The 20354-nt window shown below is 70.4% G+C and carries 13 protein-coding genes; 6 read left to right on the top strand and 7 right to left on the bottom strand.

Features of this window, described 5'->3' with window-relative positions; all coding sequences use genetic code 11:
* Positions 1-169: 169 nt before the first annotated feature.
* The 6 genes from KIK09_RS56405 to dnaE all read right to left on the bottom strand — a co-directional run bounded on the left by KIK09_RS56405 (position 170) and on the right by dnaE (position 9950).
* Entirely contained in the window at positions 170-1105 is a 936-nt protein-coding gene (locus tag KIK09_RS56405) for a TolB-like translocation protein (protein ID WP_214327818.1), read from the bottom strand.
* Positions 1102-2274: an MFS transporter gene (locus KIK09_RS56400; RefSeq protein ID WP_214327817.1), complete on the bottom strand. Its 1173-nt coding sequence runs from the start codon at positions 2272-2274 to the stop codon at positions 1102-1104. Before KIK09_RS56400 ends, KIK09_RS56405 begins: the two co-directional genes overlap by 4 nt.
* On the bottom strand, positions 2275-3630 hold the full coding sequence (locus KIK09_RS56395; RefSeq protein WP_214327816.1) for an alkaline phosphatase PhoX: 1356 nt from the start codon (positions 3628-3630) through the stop codon (positions 2275-2277).
* A 9-nt stretch (positions 3631-3639) separates the two neighbouring features.
* Complete coding sequence (locus KIK09_RS56390) at positions 3640-4968, bottom strand: discoidin domain-containing protein (RefSeq protein ID WP_214327815.1); 1329 nt, start codon at positions 4966-4968, stop codon at positions 3640-3642.
* A 541-nt stretch (positions 4969-5509) separates the two neighbouring features.
* A complete protein-coding gene (locus KIK09_RS56385; protein WP_214327814.1) occupies positions 5510-6319 on the bottom strand; it encodes an alpha/beta fold hydrolase in 810 nt (269 codons plus the stop codon).
* A gap of 103 nt (positions 6320-6422) precedes the next feature.
* Entirely contained in the window at positions 6423-9950 is a 3528-nt protein-coding gene (gene dnaE / locus KIK09_RS56380) for a DNA polymerase III subunit alpha (RefSeq protein WP_214327813.1), read from the bottom strand.
* A gap of 165 nt (positions 9951-10115) precedes the next feature.
* Here dnaE and KIK09_RS56375 point away from each other — a divergent pair, with 165 nt between their 5' ends.
* The 3 genes from KIK09_RS56375 (at position 10116) to KIK09_RS56365 (ending at position 15015) form a co-directional block, all read left to right on the top strand.
* A complete protein-coding gene (locus tag KIK09_RS56375) occupies positions 10116-12707 on the top strand; it encodes an ATP-binding protein (RefSeq protein ID WP_214327812.1) in 2592 nt (863 codons plus the stop codon).
* Entirely contained in the window at positions 12704-13840 is a 1137-nt protein-coding gene (locus KIK09_RS56370) for a hypothetical protein (RefSeq protein WP_214327811.1), read from the top strand. The genes KIK09_RS56375 and KIK09_RS56370 overlap by 4 nt, the downstream gene beginning before the upstream one ends.
* 110 nt (positions 13841-13950) lie before the next feature.
* Complete coding sequence (locus tag KIK09_RS56365; protein WP_308164879.1) at positions 13951-15015, top strand: SGNH/GDSL hydrolase family protein; 1065 nt, start codon at positions 13951-13953, stop codon at positions 15013-15015.
* On the opposite strand, the gene KIK09_RS60475 is transcribed toward KIK09_RS56365, so the two are convergent.
* A complete protein-coding gene (locus KIK09_RS60475) occupies positions 15012-15875 on the bottom strand; it encodes a chorismate mutase (protein WP_214327810.1) in 864 nt (287 codons plus the stop codon). The two genes, KIK09_RS56365 and KIK09_RS60475, sit on opposite strands and share 4 nt — an antisense overlap.
* A 284-nt stretch (positions 15876-16159) precedes the next feature.
* Here KIK09_RS60475 and KIK09_RS56355 point away from each other — a divergent pair, with 284 nt between their 5' ends.
* The 3 genes from KIK09_RS56355 to KIK09_RS56345 are packed head-to-tail and all read left to right on the top strand — an operon-like array spanning position 16160 to position 20348.
* A complete protein-coding gene (locus KIK09_RS56355; protein ID WP_214327809.1) occupies positions 16160-18007 on the top strand; it encodes a serine/threonine-protein kinase in 1848 nt (615 codons plus the stop codon).
* 11 nt (positions 18008-18018) lie between these two features.
* Positions 18019-19509, top strand: a complete 1491-nt coding sequence (locus KIK09_RS56350; protein ID WP_214327808.1) for a serine/threonine-protein kinase — start codon at positions 18019-18021, stop codon at positions 19507-19509.
* On the top strand, positions 19506-20348 hold the full coding sequence (locus KIK09_RS56345; protein ID WP_214327807.1) for an AraC family transcriptional regulator: 843 nt from the start codon (positions 19506-19508) through the stop codon (positions 20346-20348). The genes KIK09_RS56350 and KIK09_RS56345 overlap by 4 nt, the downstream gene beginning before the upstream one ends.
* Positions 20349-20354: the final 6 nt, after the last annotated feature.

The following is a 20354-nucleotide window of genomic DNA, read 5'->3' as shown; positions in this document are numbered from 1 at the left end:
GTGACGGCCAGTCCGGCGGCTGCCGCGAGAACGGATCTGCGTCTCACGCCAGGTCCTTTCGTACGGGGGGATGGCGGCTTGACACTAGATCCGGACTCGCTGAAAGAACATCCGTATCGATATCGGTATACGTACGGAAATATGTCTCTACATACGGCAGGCGCCCGCGTTAACGGACGGCCGCGGGCGAGGAGGCGTTCCCCGCCACGAGCTGGGGTTTCCCGGTCCCGTCTGCCGGGACCTTCCAGATCCCGCCGTCCTTGGCGTACATGACGGTGTTCGCGTCGAGCCAGGCGGCCTGGTCGTCGACACTGGCGGTCTCGGCCAGCGGGGTCTCCTTCATCGAGCGGAGGTCGAGCGCGTGCAGGCGCCACGGGCCTGGCTCGACCCGTTTCTTGAACACCAGGCGGGTGCCGTCGGGCGACAGCGACGGGCATTCCGCGTTCTGCCGCAGCGTCCTGGCCTTCCACGCGGCGAAGTCGCCCTGGACGAGGTAGGTCCTGCCCTTGGTCGAGACCGTGGCGTAGAAGGTGTTGTCGTCGGCGGCGAACGTGACGCCCCAGTAGTTGACGTCGGGCGAGTGGTAGCGCTTGCCGTCCAGGTAGAGCGGGATGTCCTCGATGTTGGTGACCGCGTAGCCGGTCCGGGTGTCGAGGATCCCGGTCCAGGTGGAGAAGCCGCCGCTGCTGTAGGAGTCGCCGGTGACGAAGACCGTCCACGACGCCATCCGGCCGCTGGCCGACACCCTGGCCCGGCTGGGGATCCCGGCCAGCTTGACCCTGCGGGTCTCGCGCAGCCTCCGGTCCAGGACGACCGCGTCGGTCTTGGGCAGCGTGCCGGGCCGGGTGACCAGGCACAGCGTCGTCCCCGCCGCCGTGTAGAAGCGGTCGCACGACGTCCCGCTCACCGCGGGCGCGGCGCCCGGGTCCGTCAGAGGCACCGCCGCGATCCGCCCGCCGCTGCGGAACAGCAGCCGCCCCGGCACCCCGGCGTCGAACCCTGGCACCGCGGCGACCGTCTTCCTGGAGGCCGCCCACGTGGCGTAGCCCACCGCCCCGCCGGCCAGCACGACCACGGCCACGATCAGCACGATCAGTCGCTTCATCGGCGCAGCACCCGCCAGGCCACCACGATCGACAGCGCGAGCCCTGCCGCCATCACCGCCAGGCCAGGCCCCGCCTCCAGCGCGGTCCACAGGGCGCCGAACAGGATGGACGACACCATGCGGGCGGTGGCCTGGCCGGTCTGCAGCAGCGCCAGCCCGCTTGCCCGCACCCCCTCGGGCAGCAGCGGCCCGGCCAGCGCCATCAGCACCCCGTCGGTCGCCGCGTAGAACACGCCGTGCAGCGCCAGCACGGGGACCAGCCAGCCGGGTCCCATCAGCAGCAGGTAGGCGGCCAGCAGGGCGACGTGGCCGCCGGTGAACACCGCGGCCCTGCCGTACCGGTCGGCGAGCTTGCCGAAGGGGACGGCGAGCAGCAGGTAGGCGCCCGCGGTGCCGAGCGGCAACAGCGGGAACAGCTCGGGCGCGAGCGCGAGCCGCTTCTGCAGCAGCAGGTAGACGAACGAGTCGCTGACCGTGACCAGGCCGAGCGTCACCGCGACCAGGCAGATGCGGCGGAAGGCGGCCTCGCGCAGCAGCGCCGCCCGCAGCGAGACGCCCGCGGTCACGGGACCCCGGTGGTCGCGCACGTACAGCACCAGCAGCAGCACGCCGAGCACCGCCACGCAGAAGCTGGTCACGAACACCGCGTCGTAGGCGCCGGCGGTGACCGACAGCACCCCGAAGGCGGCCAGCGGGCCGAGGAACGCGCCGACCGTGTCCATCGCCCTGTGCACGCCGAACGCCCCGCCGAGCCGGTCGGCGGGGGCGCTCAGCGTGATCAGCGCGTCCCTGGGCGCGGTGCGCAGCCCCTTGCCCGTCCTGTCGGCCGCGATCACGGCGCCGAGCAGCGGCACCGAGGTGGTCGCCAGCAGGCCGAGCTTGCACACCGCCGACAGCCCGTAGCCGAGCCCGGCCACCAGCTTGCGCCGCCTGAACCGGTCGGCGGCGTGCCCTCCGGCCAGCCGTACCAGCGCCGTCACGCCGAAGTACAGGCCGTCGAGCACGCCGAACTGCAGCAGGCTCAGCCCCAGCGTGCCGACCAGGTACAGCGGCAGCACCGCGGTGATCATCTCCGACGACACGTCGGTGACCAGGCTGACCGCCCCGAGCGCGAGCACGTTGGCCGGGACGGAGCGGACCAGCCGCGATTCCCGGATGGAGATGTACATCTATCTCCAGCCGGTGATGTCGAGCAGCACGCCGTAGCCGGTGCTGCTCCACTGGACGACGACGTAGAAGTGCCTGCCCGAGGCGTCGAACTCGCCGCCGGTCGGGCTGCCGTCGTTCAGCGTGGCGATGCGGACGCAGCCGTCGGACTGCAGGTCGTCGTCGGGACCGTCGGGCCTGCACGACCACAGGTCGTTGCCGTGGAAGCCCTGCAGGTCGCTGTCGGTGTCGCCATCCTCGTGGACGATCCAGTTACCGCGGCCCGGCTGGTAGGCGATGTTGTCGGGCATGTTGAGCGCCGGGCTGCCCAGGATGAACGGCTGCACCTGCGGGACGCCGGCCGTGGGCTGGTCGACGGTGCCGTCGGCGAGGCAGATCGTGTCGCCCCACGACTGCGCCTCGTCCTCGTTGCCCGTCTCGTCCGAGCAGATCCTGACCTTGCCCTCGGCCAGCGCCTTGCGGTCCAGGTCCATGTCCTCCGGTCGGTAGTAGCCGGTCAGGTGCTGGGTCGCGGTGGCCTTGGTGAGGTCGGGATCCGACCTGTCCTCGACAGGGATCCAGGAGCCCTGGCCCCATTGGGTGCCCTGGCCGTAGTCCCTGCCGCCCTCGTGCTTGCCGATCCGCAGGCCGTACAGCTTGCCGTGGGTCAGCGGCGAGTCCCTGAGGGCGGAGATCTCGCCGTTGGGCGGCTGGGCCGGGACGAACTTGAAGAACGCGCCGCCCGGGTTGCCCTTCTCCGGGCGGCTCTCGTCGGTGTAGTAGACGACGCCGCTGGGCAGCACGACCATGCCCTCCCACGACAGCCGTCCGAGCAGCGGCCTGGTGGTCAGGTTGGCGGCGCCGGTGCCCTGGGAGAAGCGGCCGGTCTTCCTGTCGAGCTTGACACCCGTGGTGTGCAGGGGATCGATCAGCTCGTAGAGCCTGCCTCCCTGCTTGCCGCCGCCGTTCTCCTCGCCGAAGACGATCGTGCCCCAGGGGGTGCGGCGGACCGGGTCGCAGGACTCGGTGCCGGTGACGATCGTCTCGGCCTTGCCGGTCCGCAGGTCAACGCGCAGCAGGCCCGGGTGGTCCTTCTCCCACTCGTTGCAGCTGATGCGCCACTGCGGGTTCTCGTCCGACGGCCAGAACGCGCCCTGGTCCAGGTAGAGCGGCAGCCGGTCGTTGACCACCCTGACCTTGAGGCTGTCGGCGACCTTGATCAGGCGCTCGGGGTGCTTGAGCGCCTCCTCCTTGGCGATGGGCGTCTGCGATGACTTATCCAGATATCCCGAGATGCCGTAGGGGTTGTCGGCATTCGCGGCTTGCACGCCACAGCCGGCGCTCATGGCCAGCAGCACGGCGATGAAGATCTTGCGCATGTCGTGCTCTCAGTGGCAGGTGTAGGTGGGGCTGGTGTCCTTGACCTGGCCGTCGACGCCGATCAACTGCCAGCCGTACGTGCTGTCGGTGAAGGTCAGCTTCAGCACCCCGAAGGTGTCGGTCAGGCGCTTCTGGCTGTTCGGCTGCACGTTCTCGATCTTGTACGGCGAGGCGCCGCCCATCCCGCCCACGACCTCGACCAGGCCGTTGGGGTCCGCCTGAGCACCGGCGCTCTGCGGAGCGAAGCGCTCGTAGATGTGGTCGTGCCCGGTGAGCACCAGGTCGGCGTGCGCGTCCTGGAGCGCCTGCCAGGCGGGCTTGCTGGCCGGGTTGTTGCCGTGCTCACCCGAGCTGAACAGCGGGTGGTGCCAGTAGGCGGCGATGCAGCCCTTGGTGGTGGCCGCCAGGTCCGCCTTGAGCCAGGTGAGCTGGGCCGACTGGTCGAAGCTGTTGGAGTCGAGCGCGATGAAGTGCCAGTTGCCCTGGTCGTAGCTGTAGTAGCTCTTGCCCTGCGGGAAGGCGATGCTGCCGAAGTAGGACTTGTAACCGGCCTCGGATCCGGCCGGGTCATAGGTCTCGTGGTTGCCGGGGGCCGGGTGGGTCTTGGCCTTGAAGGCGCCCCAGCTCTTGGCGTAGTAATTCTGGAAGTCCGACAGGCGGGCGTCGTCGTACTGGTTGTCGCCCATCGTGATGACGAACTGCGGGTTCATGTTCTGGACCAGGGTGGCGGTCTTCGGGTGCATGCATCCGCTGTCACTGCTGGTGCACTGCTCGGCGATGTCGCCCGCCGCGGCCACGGTGAAGCTGCCGCCCGGGGTGGGCGTGGGCGTGGTCGGCGGGTCCGTGGGGGTGGTGCCGCCGCCGAATACCTGCATCTCGTAGAGGGAGTAGCCGTAGCTCGTGCCCCGCTTGCTCCCATACATCCGGACATATCGCCCGGCGCCGGTAATTTGGAGATCGTCGAGGCCGCCGTCACCCGCGGTCGTCGAGTAGACGGTGGCCCAGGTGGAGGCGTCGTCGCTGGTCTGGATCTTGTACGACTTGCCGTACGCGTCCTCCCAGAACAGCTTGACGTGCGTGATCTGCTGCGACGAGCCGAGGTCGACCCTCAGCCACTCGGGGTCGTGGCCCTCCTGCGAGGCCCACCGCGTGCCGGTGGGGTCACCGTCGAACGCCTTGGCGGCGGTGTAGGAGGAGGACTCCTTCGAGGAGGAGGCGGCGGGCTTGCCCTGAGACAGCAGGGTCTCGGCGGCACCCGCGGATGTGGCGACGGCCACTACGAGCAGGGAGGCGACCAGGGACAGACAGGCGGCCAGGGCTAAGCGGGCTCTGGACATGGCAGAACTCCAAGGGGGTGAGAGATCCGGGCACACTGGCTCGGCGCGCGGCGGCTGGCGGCCGTCGCACACCCTTACTGCGGCCGGGACAGCAGATCTCTCGCTGAGCACGTCACCCGCCGGGCTTTCACCCGGGGGCCGCGCCAAGCCGCTTCACCGGCATCGTGGCAAACCCGCCAAACCCATGTCAAGAAAGTTAGGAACCCTTCTTAACAAACATCGAATGAACCCCGGGCATCCCCACACGCCCTGCCCGACGCCGCCCGCTGCACGTCACTGCCACCCGCCTCTTGGCCCAGGGTCACCTCGTCCGCCCGCGATCGCACCCGCCCGGTAGCCCGTCGCGCGCGCACCCCGCACGCTGCCACCCGCGCATGAGGTCACCGCTGTTGCGGGACGCGGGATCGTGGGGCCGCTCCCGTGCTTTCCGTGCGTCGTTACGGCGGGCGACCGTCATCCGGTCAGCGGGCGTCTCCCTGGAGGTCGGCGACCGAAGTGCGGCGGGTGGCGGTGGGGTGGCCTGCCGTACAGGAAAGGAGCGTTAGGAGAGGACGGACCTGAGGGTGGTGGCGAAGTCCTTGGCCTGGTGGAGGAAGCCGCCGTGGTCGCCGGGGAAGTCGGCCAGCGGGGTGCCGAGGCGCTCGGCGAGGGCGGCGGCGGTGCGCTGGGCGAACTCGCCCTTGGAGGTCGTGCCGCCGGCGGGGACGACGCGGACCGGGCCCGAGCGGAGGGCTTCGACGTCGGGCTCGTAGAGGGTGATGGGCAGCACGCTGTGGCCGAAGAAGCGTTCGCTGGTCGCCAGCATCTCGGCCGCCGGCGGCCGGGGTGCGGCGTCCTCGCCCTGGGGCGGCATGCTGATGCCGGTGAAGGTGAAGAACTTCTGCCACGCGGCGCCGATGCCGGCGGTGCGGTAGGTGTCGTAGATCTCGGTGACCCCGGCGCGCGCCTGGTCGGGATCGGGCAGGAGCAGGGCGAGGGGCGGTTCGTGGGCGACCAGGGTGCGCACGTGGCCGGGGAACAGGGTGGCCAGCGCAAGCCCGCTGACGGCGCCGCCGCTGCTGCCGAACACGTCCGCCGGTCCCCCGCCGACCGCCTCGAGCACCCGGCGGACGTCGTCGGCCAGCATGTCGGGCTCGGCGTCCTGACCGCGGTCGTCGATCGTGCTGCGGCCGAAGCCCCGGGGGTCGTACGTCACGACCGTGTGATCCTCGGCCATCACCTCACCGAGGGGAGCGAACCCGTCGGCGGCCATCGGATGGCCGATCAGCATCAGCACCGGCCCCGAGCCCCGCACGTCGTACTGCAGACGCGCGCCCGGAACGTCCAGCGTGTGACTCGTGAATGATGACATGTCCAGTTCACCCTCCATCGGGGGTCAGTGATCCAACGCCCCGAGGCTAACTCCCCGATCTCCGGTACGGCGGGCGAGCGGCCCGCCGTACCGGAACAGGACGCTAGCCGCCCAGGCAGGCCGGGCCGAGGAGTTGCTTCAGGTCGCCCATGAGGGCAGGTGACGGCGTGACGCGGTAGCGGTCCTCGACGCGCATGACGGTGGTCTTCGGCCCGCTGTGCACCTGCAGGTGGACCTCGGACGTGCCGGGATGGGTGGTGAGGATCTCCTTGAGGCGGGTGACCACCGGCGGCGTGCACCGCGTCATCGGGAGGCTGACGACGAGCGGACCGCCCGCCTCCTGGGAGAGGTCGGGCGCGGTCACCTCCATCGCGATGATCTTCCCCACGTCCTCCCGCTTGTCGATGCGGCCCTTGACGAAGACGATCGCGTCCTCGGCCAGGATCGTCGAGCACAGCTGGTAGGCCGACGGGAAGATCATCACCTCGATGGAGCCTTCGAGGTCCTCCAGCTGGGTGAGCACCCAGGTGTCGCCCTTCTTGGTGACCTTGCGCTGCACGCCCGACAGGATGCCGCCGACCGTGACGATCTGCCCGTCGGTGCGGCTGTCGTCCTGCAGCGCGGCGATGGAGCAGTCGGCCCCGGCGGACAGGATGTGCTCCACGCCGAACAGCGGGTGGTCGGAGACGTACAGGCCGAGCATCTCCCGCTCGAACTGGAGCAGGGTGTTCTTGTCCCACTCGCCGACCGGGATCTGCACGTCGAAGGTCTGGTCCTCCTCGCCCTCGACAGCGCCGAACAGCGAGTCCTGCCCGATGGCCTCGTTCTTCTTGATGTCGATGATCGCGTCGACGGCCTGCTCGTGCACCATGACCAGGCCCTTGCGGACGTGACCCAGCGAGTCGAAGCCGCCGGCCTTGATCAGCGACTCGATGACGCGCTTGTTGCAGACGATGGCGGGCACCTTGCGCAGGAAGTCCTTGAAGTCGACGAAGCGACCCTTCTCCTTGCGCGCCTTGAGGATCCCGTCGACGACGTTGCCGCCCACGTTGCGGACGGCCGACAGCCCGAAGCGGATGTCGGTGCCGCGCGGGGTGAAGTCGAAGTCGGAGTCGTTGACGTCCGGCGGGTAGACCTTGATGCCCATCCGGCGGCACTCGTTCAGGTAGAGGGCCGACTTGTCCTTGTCGTCCTTCACGCTGGACAGCAGCGCGGCCATGTAGGCGGCGGGGTGGTTGGCCTTCAGGTAGGCGGTCCAGTAAGCGATCAGGCCGTAGGCCGCGGTGTGCGCCTTGTTGAAGGCGTAGTCGGAGAACGGCAGCAGGATGTCCCACAGGGCCTTGATCGACGCGGCGGAGAAGCCGTTGTCCTGCATGCCCTTCTCGTAGAACTCGTACTGCTTGTCCAGCTCGGACTTCTTCTTCTTGCCCATCGCGCGGCGCAGCAGGTCGGCGCTGCCGAGCGAGAACCCGGCCACCTTCTGCGCGATGGCCATGACCTGCTCCTGATAGACGATCAGGCCGTAGGTCGTGTCGAGGATGTCCCTGAGCGGCTCCTCCAGCTCGGGGTGGATCGGCGTGATCTCCTGCTGGGCGTTCTTGCGCAGCGCGTAGTTGGTGTGGGAGTTGGCGCCCATCGGGCCGGGACGGTACAGCGCGAGAGCGGCGGAGATGTCCTCGAAGTTGTCGGGGCGCATGAGGCGCAGCAGCGAGCGCATGCCGCCGCCGTCGAGCTGGAAGACGCCGAGCGTGTCACCGCGGCTGAGCAGCTCGTAGGACTTGCGGTCGTCGAGCGGCAGCTTCAGCAGGTCGATCTTCTCGCCGGAACTGGCCTCGATCATCTTGAGGCAGTCGTCCATGATGGTGAGGTTGCGCAGGCCCAGGAAGTCCATCTTCAGCAGGCCGAGCGTCTCGCAGGTCGGGTAGTCGAACTGCGTGATGATCGCGCCGTCGGAGTCGCGGCGCATGACCGGGATGTGGTCGGTGATCACCTCGCTGGACATGATCACGCCGGCGGCGTGCACGCCGGTCTGCCTGATCAGGCCCTCCAGGCCGCGCCCGAGGTCCATCGTCGACTTGACGTCGACGTCCTCCTCGTAGAGCTTGCGCAGCTCGCCCGCCTCGTTGTAGCGGGGGTGGTCCTTGTCGAAGATGCCCGACAGCGGGATGTCCTTGCCCATCACGGCGGGCGGGAACGCCTTGGAGACCCGGTCGCCGAGCGCGTAGGGATAGCCCAGGACGCGGCCGGCGTCCTTGATGGCGGCCTTGGCCTTGATGGTGCCGAACGTGGCGATCATGGCGACCTTGTCGGCGCCCCACTTCTCGGTCACGTAGCGGATCACGTCGGCCCGCCTGCGCTCGTCGAAGTCGATGTCGACGTCGGGCATGGACACGCGCTCGGGGTTGAGGAACCGCTCGAAGATCAGGCCGTGGGGCAGCGGGTCGAGGTCGGTGATGCCCATCGCGTAGGCCACCAGCGAGCCCGCGGCCGAGCCTCGGCCGGGGCCGACGGGGATGCCGTTCTCCTTGGCCCACATGATGAAGTCGGCGACCACGAGGAAGTAGCTCGGGAAGCCCATCTGCTCGATGATCCCGATCTCGTACTCGCACTGCTTGCGGTGCTGCTCGTCGAAGCCCTCCGGCCAGCGGCGGTCCATGCCCTCCCAGACGACCTTGCGGAAGTAGTCCAGCTCGGTCATGCCATCGGGGATGGGGTAGGTCGGCATCAAGTTCTTGAACTGGAAGAACCCGCTCGTGTCGACCTTCTCGGCCACCAGCAGCGTGTTGCGGCAGCCCTCGGCCCACAGGTCGGAGGAGTCGACCGCGCGCATCTCGTCGGCGGTCTTGATGTAGTAGCCGGACCCGTCGAAGCGGAAGCGGTCGGGGTCGGACAGCTGCTTGCCGGTCTGGATGCACAGCAGGGCGTCGTGGGAGGAGGCGTCGGACTCGTAGGTGTAGTGCGAGTCGTTGGTGACCAGCGGCGGGATGGCCAGCTCCTTGCTGATCCTGGTCAGCCCGTCGCGGACGCGGCGCTCGATGTCGAGCCCGTGGTCCATGATCTCCAGGTAGAAGTTGTCCTTGCCGAAGATCTCCTGGAACTTCGCCGCGGCCTTGAGCGCCTCGTCGTACTGCCCGAGCCGCAGCCGGGTCTGCACCTCGCCCGACGGGCAGCCGGTGGTGGCCATCAGCCCGTCGGCGTGCTCGGCGAGGATCTCGGCGTCCATCCGGGCCCACTTGCGCACGAAGCCCTCGGTGTAGGCGCGCGAGGACAGCTTCATCAGGTTGTGCAGGCCGGTCTTGTTGCGCGCCCAGATCGTCATGTGGGTGTAGTAGCCACCCGCGGAGACGTCGTCCCTCTTCTGGTGGGGCTCGCCCCACAGCACGGGCTTCTTGTTGTGGCGCAGCTCCGGCGCCACGTACGCCTCGATGCCGATGATCGGCGTGATGTCGGCGGCGGTGGCCTGCTTGTAGAAGTCGTAGGCGCCGTGCATGTTGCCGTGGTCGGTGATCGCGATCGCCGGCATGCCCAGGTCGCCGACCTGTTTGAACATCTGCTTGAGTCGCGCCGCGCCGTCCAGCATGGAGTACTCCGTGTGGACGTGCAGATGAACGAACGAGTCAGTGGACGACATGGAGCGGCGCCTCCTCGATCTGCTGTTGGGTGCAGGCAAGAGCCTAGTGGGCCGCACCGACAGTGCGGGGCGGCCGACACCACCCCGTCAGCTTCCAGGGCGAAACCCGGTCCCTCACGGTTAGCCTGTCACGAGCGGCAATCCTTCCTTCCCGGAGGCTCCCCCATGCCGGAAATGCAGCTCGACTTCGACGGCCTCATCCAGTTGGTGGCGAAGAACCTCTACGCGGAGAAGAAGGTCTTCATCCGCGAGCTGATCCAGAACGCGCACGACTCGATCAAACGGCGCGCGCACGCGGATCCGGGGGTCGGCCGCATCGACATCGAGACCCGGCCGCAGGAGCTGGTCATCACGGTCCGCGACAACGGCATCGGCATGGACCGCGACGACCTGGTCGACTACCTGTCGAACGTGGGCAGCTCGCTCACCAAGATCGAGGGCGCCGAGATCGAGGGCCTGATCGGCCAGTTCGGCATCGGCTTCCTGTCGGCGTTCGTGGTGGCCAGGAAGGTCGAGGTGCGCACCAGGAAGCAGGGCGCGGAGGAGGGCTGGCTCTGGGAGAACGAGGGCAGCAAGGAGTACCGCCTTGAGCGTGGCGAGGTGCCCTCGGCGGGCACGACGGTGACGGTCTTCCTGCGGGACGAGACCGACCGCGGGCTGATCCAGGAGAGCGAGGTCCGCGACCTGATCAGGAAGTACGCCGACATGCTGGCGGTGCCCATCCACCTCAACGGCGCGCCGCACGCCGAGAACCAGATGAACATGCCGTGGGAGAAGACCGGGCTCACCCGTCAGGAGCTCCAGATCGACTGCCACACCTACGTGCAGCGCACGTTCAACGACCTGGTGCTGGAGGCGATCCCGGTCCGCCTGGAGGCGCCCGTCAGGGCCAACGGCGTGCTGTACATCAGCAAGACCCGGGTGATCGACGTCGACCAGCCGCGCACGGTCCGCGTGTTCCAGAACCGGATGTTCCTGTGCGAGAACGCCTCCGACGTGCTGCCCCAGTGGGCCAGGTTCGTCAACGGCATCATCGACACCCCCGACCTGACGCCCACCGCGGCCCGCGACAACTTCATCCGCGACGACACCACCCGCATGCTCCAGGAGGCGCTGGGCGACCTGGTCATCGAGCACCTGCAGCGGCTGCGGGAGGAGGAGCCGTCCCGCTTCTCCGACATCGCGCTCTACCACCGCCTGGGCTTCGCCGCCGCCTGCTACTACTACCCCGCCTTCTTCGAGAAGTTCGCCGACCTGCTGCTCTGGCGCACCAACCTGGGCCAGGAGAAGGAGGAGCTCAAGCGCCTGGTGCCCACGCCCGAGCTGCTGCACCGGCTGCGCACGCTCCCTGAGATCCTGGCCGGGCTGCCCGAGGACGACGGCCGCAAGCGGCTGGCCTGCTTCACCACGCTCAACACCGCCGCGCAGTACTTCGAGATCGCCAACGCCGCCGGCACCACAGTGGTCGACGCCAGCCACTTCTACGAGGAGCAGCTGCTCGAGGCCTACACGCGGCTGCCCGGCGTGGCGGTCGACCTGGTGCACGTCGACCGCCAGGAGGACAGGGACATCTTCCGTCCGCTGGAGCAGGACGACCGCGACGTGCTACGGCTGGCCGAGACGATGTCGCTCACGCTGCGCACCCCGTTCGGCGGGAAGATCAGCGCCGAGGCCAGGCGGTTCAAGCCCGCCGAGATCCACGCGATCCTGCGCGCCGACGCCCGCACCACCGCGCAGCAGAAGGCCGACGAGGTGCGCCGCGACCCGAACGCCGCCTCCTACGTGCGCGAGATCGCCGAGGAGCTGGCCAGGCTCACCGAGACCGCCTCGCCGCAGCGCCTGACCGTCAACGCCGACAACCCGCTGGTGCGCAGGATGGCCCAGCAGGACCTCAACGACCCGGTCGTCAGGCAGCTGATGAACGGCCTGTACAACAGCGCGGTGATCGCCCACGGCGAGCTGATCACCTCGAGCACGCTCAGCGCCTTCCAGGCCCAGTTCCACGACCTGATGTCGCGCAGCCTGGACTTCCTCGAGGGCCAGGCCGAGCTGCGCGAGGCCCAGGCGCGGCTGCGGATCGAGGAGGAGCGCCGCAGGGCGACGACGGGCCCGCAGCCCCGCCACCGCATCGTCTTCCTGATCACCCCGTTCGCGGCCAGGTACCAGCCGCTGATCGAGGCGTGCAGGCAGACGGTCGAGGAGCACTGGGGCTGCCAGCTCATCGTGGGCGGCGACGTCCACGACGACCCGCGCCTGCTGGAGAACCTGCGCCTGCACATGGGCAAGGCGCACGCCTTCCTGGCCGAGATCACCGACGCCAACCCCAACGTGATGTACGAGCTGGGCGTCGCGCACGGCACGCACAGCGGCCGCCCGGTGGTCCTGCTGCGCGAGGGCGACGGTAAGGACGGCGACGCCGACATCCCCAGCGACCTGAAGGGCATGCTCTACATCCCCTACTCCCTCGGCGCGGGCAACGGGCTGGCCTCGTACCTGGACCGCGAGATCCGCAAGTCCACGGCCCTGCGCGAGCTCGTGGAGGGCGACGGGTGGGCCACCTACCTGTCGCCGGGCCGGCTGCAGGAGAAGATCAGGCCGCTGGCGCTGTCGCCCGAGATCGTCAAGCGCCTGGCCAACCGCTATCCCACGGTCGAGGACTGGCAGCAGGCGGGCGCGGAGGAGGTGGCCGCCTTCCTCGGCCCCGAGGAGTCGGAGTTCGCCCAGATCCTCATCGGCAAGGCCGGTAGGCCCCGGTGATCGAGGACCTCGATCAGCTCGTCACCGAGGCCAACCAGGCGAGCGGGGAGAACCGCTGGCTGGAGGCCGCCTTTCTGTACGAACGCGCGCGTGAGCGCGAGGGGGATCCGCTGCGGGCGGCGGAGTTGGCCATGGACGCCGCCTACGCCTGGTACCACGCCAACAAGAGCTATCGCGCGCTGGCGCTGGTGCTGGAGATCCTGCGGGGCCCGCCCGCCGCGGTCAACGCGTGGGTCCGCTACGAGGCGGACAGGCTGCGCTACTACGTGGTCCTCGACGACCCGCGGCCCGATCGCCTCGAGTCGCTGCTGGAGGAGGCGTGCAGGAGCGCCGACGCCCTGTACGACGGCGCGTCGTCCGACTCCGCCGCGTTGCGCGGCGGCCTGGCGCGGGTCATGGGCGACTGGCGGACCGCGCTCGAGCACTTCGAGGTGGCCTGGTCGCGCGGCGACCGTGGCCGCATCCACCGGGCCTGGCATGCCGAGGTCGCCGCCGAGTCCTGCCTCCTGCTCGGCAGGCAACGGGACGCGCGCCGGTGGGTGACGCGCATCGAGGAGGTCGCCGACCGCCACTGGATCCAGTGTGCCGCGGCCGAGATGTGGTTGCACATCGAGGTCGCGGAGAACCAGGCGCAGACCGCGAGGTCGGCGCTGCTGCGCGTGGACGAACTGATCGCCAACGAGCAGGCGCCGTGGGCCCGCCTCCGTATCGAGGTTATGGGAGTCCGCGCCCTGCTGCTCGATCCCGGCAACGGCGATCCAGGCGATCCCTCGCACCTCGCCCGGCATCGCCTGGAGCAGAGCCGCTCGTTCGACACCACGCGCTACGGCGAGCTCCTCGTGGCCTACCGGCGCCTGAACGCCGAGGCGACGGTCGAGCTGGCCGCGCTGCGCCATGCCGCGGGCGTGCCGCCGGTGGACGACCTCTACTACCTGCGCCCGCAGACGGTGCCCGCGCCGTCCACTCCCCCGCCGGGCCTGGCGGATCGGGTACGGCGGGCCAGGGCGGCGGCCGTGGCCGCGGTCGAGGCGGGCACCGTGGCCGATGAGCCGCTGCGGTGCACGTGGCGAACCGATCTGGCTCAGGAGCTGCTGCGCCGTACCGACGAGCTGGCGGCCGTCTTCGGGCTCTGACCGCCGGCGTTCTCCGTGTGGCGATCGCGATCGGCTGGAAAGCCTGTCAGCGCTGAGCCTCAGGGCGGTTTAGGCTCTTGGCTGCGGATGATCGCCGGCCGGGGGAGGGCGTGCTGGACGGGGCAATCGGAGCCGCGCTGTCACGGCACCGGCGGCAGATCGCGCGGGTGGGGGTCGCGGCGGCGCTCGGCGTGCTGCTCGCCGTGGGCGTGGTCGCGCTCGGCGTCCCCCGGCTCGTCGCCTGCGCGGCGTTACGCGCGGGATGCGCGACGGACGGGCCGCCGCGGGGCGGGCTGCCCTCGCAGGCCCGGCTGACGCCCAGCCAGGTGGCCGTGAGCGGGACCTACGTGGCGCTCGGCGACTCCTACTCCTCAGGGGAGGGCGTCTACCGGACGGGCGAGCGCCCGCTCAACGGCGGCGCCGACCGCTGCCACCGCGCCCAGGGCTCCTACGCGCCGCAGATCGCCGGCGCCCTCGGCTTCGGCAGCGGGATCTCCTTCTGGGCCTGCAGCGGCGCCACCACCACGCAACTGCTGCACGGCCAGTACGGCATGCAGCCCCAGATCGACCGGGTCACCAGGCAGGCGAGCCTGGTGACGGTCAGCATCGGCGGGAACGACGCGGGTTTCACCGGCGTGCTGCGGGCGTGCATCGTCAAGGTGCCGTGGTCGAGCGCCTGCACCGACCAGGACGCCGAGGTGGGCGGCCGGATCGACCAGCTGCGCTCCAGCGTGCGCACGGTGCTGCGGGAGATCAGGACCCGCGCGCCGTTCGCCAGGATCGTCGTCGTCGGCTACCCGCGGCCGTTCCCCGCCGAACCCACGGCCGGGGTCAACAACCTCAGCGTCGACGACCAGCGCTGGCTCAACGGCGTCAGCAGGAAGCTGGACGACGTGCTGGGGGCGGCGGCCAAGGAGTTCGACCGGGCCGTCGCGGCCTTCGGCGGCCCCGGCAGCGTGGAGTTCGTCGACGCCTACGACGCCTTCGCCGGGCACGAGGTGGGCACGCCCGACCCGTACGTCAACGGGCTGGATGTGAACCTGGACGACCTGACGGTGGAGAGCCGCAGCTTCCACCCCACGGCCGGCGGCTACAAGCGGTACGCCGAGCTGGTCGACAGGCAGATCGCCACCGGTCCTGGAAGGCCGATGAACAACTTCGCGCCGCCCGCCTAGCCTTCCTCGGCGAGCAGGAGACCGGCCTCGATCACCGCGTTCATGATCGGCGCCAGCCGCTCCTCCCCCAGCGTGGGCGCCCACCCGGCCATCCTGGCGACCAGCGCCCGCTCCCGCTCGGGGTCGCGGCCGGCGAAGCCGCCGACGGGCTTGAGCCCCTGCACGATCCCGGCGATCGCCGCGCGCCGCTCGAGCAGGGTGGCCAGCGCGGCGTCCACCCGGTCGATGGCCTGGCGGCACTCGGCCAGCGTGGCCGGAGTCTCGGGCCTGACGAGCGCGCCGATGAGCGCCGCCTCCTCCAGCGCCGCGGCCGCCCCGTCACCGGATCCGTCCAGCGCGGCGCCGACGATCAGGCCGTCGGCCCCGGCGGCGACCGCGGCCCCGGCGAGCGCCACGTTCCCTGACACGTCGGCGATCACCGGACGGCCGGAACTCGCCCTGGCCCGCTGCAGCAGTGCCAGGTCCAGGCCGGTCTCGCACAGGATGACATGATCGTTGCCCTGGGCCGCGCAGTAGTCGGCGACGCCGAGCCACTCCTCAAGCGACGCCCCCGGCCTGCGCTCCACCACGATCGGCAATCTCGTGGCCGCCGCCTCGCGGACCAGCGGGAAGTCACGCGTCCACGAGGCGCCCACGACCACGCCGGCGGCCCTGGCGGCGATGGCGGGCAGGTCGGCCGCGGACGCGGGCTCGACCAGAGCACCCTCCGCGAACCAGTGGTCCACCTCGCCCTCGCCGGAGCGGCTCTGCGGCACGCCGGCGGTGCGCAGGCTCACCCGGTTGCTGATCACGACGGCGGGTCCATCGCCCACGCGCAGCCCGCCCACAGTGACCACGCGGCGTTCCAAGGTCGACGACATCTTCGGCTCCCCACTCGGGCCGACTCTCCAGGAGTCGGCTGACAACCAAAAAGGCAGAGACGGGTGTCTCTGCCTTCGTGCCGACTCCAGGTGGTCGCTACCTGACGACCGGCCCTCCCGGAGCCGGCTCGGTAAACGCGTAGCGACAAGTCATGTCAAGAACCCTACACGAGCCGTCCACCTGCCGAAGCACCCTTCCCACATAGCGGACTGACCTTCAAGCGAGTCGCCGTAGATCCCTGCCTATGGGAGTATTTCTTGGCCTAGAGGAGGGTTTGAGGCCGTTGACGTCGGATCGAAAGCGGGACGAGCGCCGCATCGCCGGTCGGTACCAGCTGCAGGAACCCATCGGCAAGGGCGGCATGGGGATCGTGTGGCGGGCCCACGACGAGCTCCTTGACCGCACGGTCGCCGTCAAGGAGGTCAGGTACGCCGCGGCCCTGGGCGACGAGGTCCAGCTGCTGAACCGGCGGACCATGCGTGAGGCGCGGGCGGCGGCCAGGTTCGAGCACCCGAACGTCATCGTCGTGCACGACGTGATCGAGGAGGACGGCCGCCCCTGGATCGTCATGCAGCTGGTGGCCTCCCGCTCCCTGGGCGCGGTCATCAAGCAGGACGGCCCGCTGCCGCCCAAGCGGGTGGCCGAGATCGGCCTGGCCGTGCTCGACGCGCTGCACTCGGCGCACGAGGCCGGCGTGATGCACCGCGACGTCAAACCCGAGAACGTGCTGCTTGCCGACGACGGCCGGGTGGTGCTGACCGACTTCGGCATCGCCACGCTGGAGACCGAGACCCAGCTCACGGTCACCGGCCTGGCGGGCACGCCGGCGTTCATCGCGCCGGAGCGGCTGAAAGGGCTGCCCGCGCGCCGCGAGTCGGACCTGTGGTCGCTGGGTGCCACGCTCTACACCGCGCTGGAGGGCCGCTCTCCGCACGAGCGCGGGATGGCGCTGGCGACGATGCACGCCGTACTCACCGACCCGCCGGACCCGGCCGAGCAGGAGGGGCCGCTCGGCGAGGTCATCCAGGGGCTGCTGGCCAAGGAGCCGGTGCAGCGCCTGACCTATGAGGAGACGGCGCGGCTGCTACGGCGGGCCATCGCGCGGGCCAGGATGGCGCGGACCCGGGTCGAGCCCGAGTCCGACGAGGACGACATGCCCACCGACCCCACGCTGCGCGCCATCCGGCTGCCGCAGACGGGGACCCGCCTGGCCCCGGCCGTGAACCTGGAACCGCCCGAGCCCGACGTCACCCGCAGGGCGCCCCGCACCCCGTCGCTCGGCTCGCCCGGCGAGGACGCCCTGGGCTCGCTCAGGGAGGCGCCGCGGGACCTGGCCCGCGAGGCCGCCTGGTTCAGCGCCCGCCAGCCCGAGCCGCACGAGGCGTTCCACGACGCCCAGGACGTCGACTCCGTCGACCTGCCTCCGGCCGAGCCCACGGTCCGCTCGCGCGGCGGCGGAGGCCGCAGGTTCGGGCCGATCGCGGCGGTGGGCGCGGCCGTCGTGCTGGTCGCCGGCGTGGGCGGCTATCTAGGCCTGCGCTCAGGCTCGTCGACGACCCCGCCGCCGCCCAAGAAGGAGCACGTCTCCCTGGCGCCGGCCACGCCCACCGCCAGGCACGGCTCGCCGAGCACGACCCCCAGCCAGCCCTCGCAGACGCCCACGCCCACGGCCTCGGCCGACGCGCTGCCGGACGGCTGGAAGATGTACAAGGACAAGAAGATGGGCTTTTCCGTGGCCCTGCCGAAGGGCTGGGACGAGTACAACCGCAACGGCAACCAGGTCTTCTTCCGCGGCCCTGGCGCAGCCTCCAACGCCTTCCTCATGATCGAGGAGGCGTCCAGGCCCGGCGACGACCCGTACAAGGACTGGAAGCAGCAGGAGAAGGGCGCCGACGGCAGGTTCGGCGGCTACCAGCTGATCGGCATCAAGCGGGTGGACTACATGAAGTCCGCGGCCGACTGGGACTTCACCTGGAACACCAACACGGGCAAGACCCACGTGCGCAACCGCGGTTTCCTCACCGACAACGGCCGCGGCTACGCGCTGTACTGGCACAACCTGGCCGCAAGGTGGAAGAAGGATCTCCACTTCTTCGAGACGTTCGCCACCACCTTCAAACCGGCCAAGTAGGCTTTCTCTCCGTGGAAAGGCAGGTCAGCAACCGTTACCGCCTCATCGAGCCGCTCGGCGAGGGCGGGATGGGGGTGGTCTGGCGCGCCTACGACGAGCTCCTCGACCGCACGGTGGCCATCAAGGAGGTCCGTTACACGGGGATAGGCGACGCCAAGCGCTCCGAGCTCAACTCCCGCACGATCAGGGAGGCCAGGGCCGCGGGCCGGCTCGACCATCCGTCCGTGGTGGTCATCCACGACGTGATCGAGGAGGACGGCAGGCCCTGGATCGTCATGCAGCTGGTGCGCTCGCGCTCACTGGCCGAGGTCATCCGCGAGCAGGGGCCGCTGCCGGTCGGGCAGGCCGCGCTGATCGGCTCGCGCGTGCTCGACGCGCTGCGCGCCGCGCACGCCACCGGGGTGCTGCACCGCGACGTCAAACCGGAGAACGTGCTGCTGGCCGATGACGGGCGGGTGGTGCTGACCGACTTCGGCATCGCCGCGCTCGAGGCCGAGGCGGGGCTGACGGCCACCGGCGGGCTGGTCGGCACGCCCGCGTACATGCCGCCCGAGCGGCTCAACGGCGAGCCCGCGCGGCCCGAGTCCGACCTGTGGTCGCTGGGCGCGACGCTGTACACCGCGGTGGAGGGCGAGCCGCCGTTCCGCCGTGACAGCTGGGCGGCGACGGTGGCCGCGGTGCTGCGCGACGAGCCCAGGCCGCCGGCGCGGGCGGGCGCGCTCAAGCCGCTGATCATGGGCCTGCTGCGCCGCGACCCTGCCGCCAGGATCCCCGCCGAGCAGGCGGCCGAGGTGCTGCGGGCCGTGGCGGCCGAGCCGAGCCGCACGGTCCCGCTCCAGGCGCCGCGACCAGCCAGAAGGCGTTCAGGCAAGTGGCCGGCGGTCGTGGGCGGCCTGGCCGTGGTGGCCGCGCTCGGCGCGGGCGGGGTCGCCCTGGTCAACCAGCAGCGGCACACCACCCCGACTCCGACTCCGACTCCGACTGCGACTGCGACGACGTCCGCGACGAGGACGCCCACGAAGTCGCCCAAGCCGACGGCCACCCCGCTGCCGGCGGGCTGGCGGCTGCTCACCAACGACGAGGGCCGCTTCTCGATCGGCATCCCGCAGGGCTGGCAGGCCACGAAGAACCCCAGACGCGCCCAGATTTCCGTGAAGGGGTCAGGCTCGCCCGGGACGCTGATCGTGGAGTGGACCGCCCCTGAGAACGGGTGGACCAACGCCGTCGACCACTGGCGCGACGTCGAGCGGCAGATCAAGGCTCAGGGGACGGTCGACTACACCCGGCTCGGGATCACCCCGGTCAGATACCTTGGAATGCAGGCCGCCGACTGGGAGTTCACCAGAAGGAACTCCACGGGCACGCTGATCCACGTGCTCAACCGGGGCTTCCGCACCGGTGACGGCCGCACGTACGCGGTGTACTGGGAGACGCCCGACAGCGACTGGGACGCCAACCAGCACTACTTCGACACCTTCACGGAGACGTTCAGACCGCGATGAAAGAGCAGGCCCACTTCTGGCGGCACCCGGCGGTGCCCGAAGTCGACCTGCTCAAGGCCCGCTACGTGACCCACCGCTTCGCCAGGCACGTGCACGACTCCTACGCGATCGGGGTCATCCTGACCGGCGTGGAGGAGTTCCACCACCGCGGCAGCCTGCTGCGGGCGGCCGAGGGCGAGATCGTGCTGGTCAACCCCGACACCCCGCACACCGGCCAGGCGGGCGTGCCCGGCGGCTGGGCCTACCGCATGCTCTACCCGTCCACGGACTCGATGGCCGCGCTGGCGGAGGAGCTCGGCCTGCCGTACGGCACGCCGTACTTCCCCGAGCAGGTGGTGCGTGATCCCGCGGTGGCGGCGCTGCTCGGCAGGGCGCATCTGGCGGCCGAGCTCGGCGACGACCTGGCCGCCTCCACGCTGGTGCGCACCTCGTTCGCCCGGCTGCTGACCTCGCACGGCGCGCCCAGGCCGACGGCGCCGCAGGCGGCGGCGGGCGCGCAGGCGGTGCGCGAGGCGCTGGACGTGCTGCGCGAGCGCCTGGTCGACCCGCCGACGCTGGAGGACCTGGCGGCGGAGGTGCGGGCCAGGCCGTTCCCGCTGCTACGCGCGTTCAAGGCCGCCACGGGCCTGCCGCCGCACGCCTACCTCACGCAACTGCGGGTACGGCAGGCCCGCCGCCTGCTCGATTCGGGCGTACGGCCGGCGGACGTGGCCGCCGAGGTGGGCTTCACCGACCAGGCCCACCTGAACCGGCACTTCAAGCGCATCGTGGGCGTCCCTCCCGCCGCCTACCAACGGGCCGCAGGAACGTACAAGACTGGACATTCCCCCACCACCTAGCCTCGG

The sequence above is a fragment of the Nonomuraea sediminis genome (genome assembly GCF_018531495.1).
GTDB classification, from domain to species: domain Bacteria; phylum Actinomycetota; class Actinomycetes; order Streptosporangiales; family Streptosporangiaceae; genus Nonomuraea; species Nonomuraea sediminis.
Note: the sequence above shows the minus strand (reverse complement) of the source record. Positions and strands in the feature narration are given on the sequence as shown.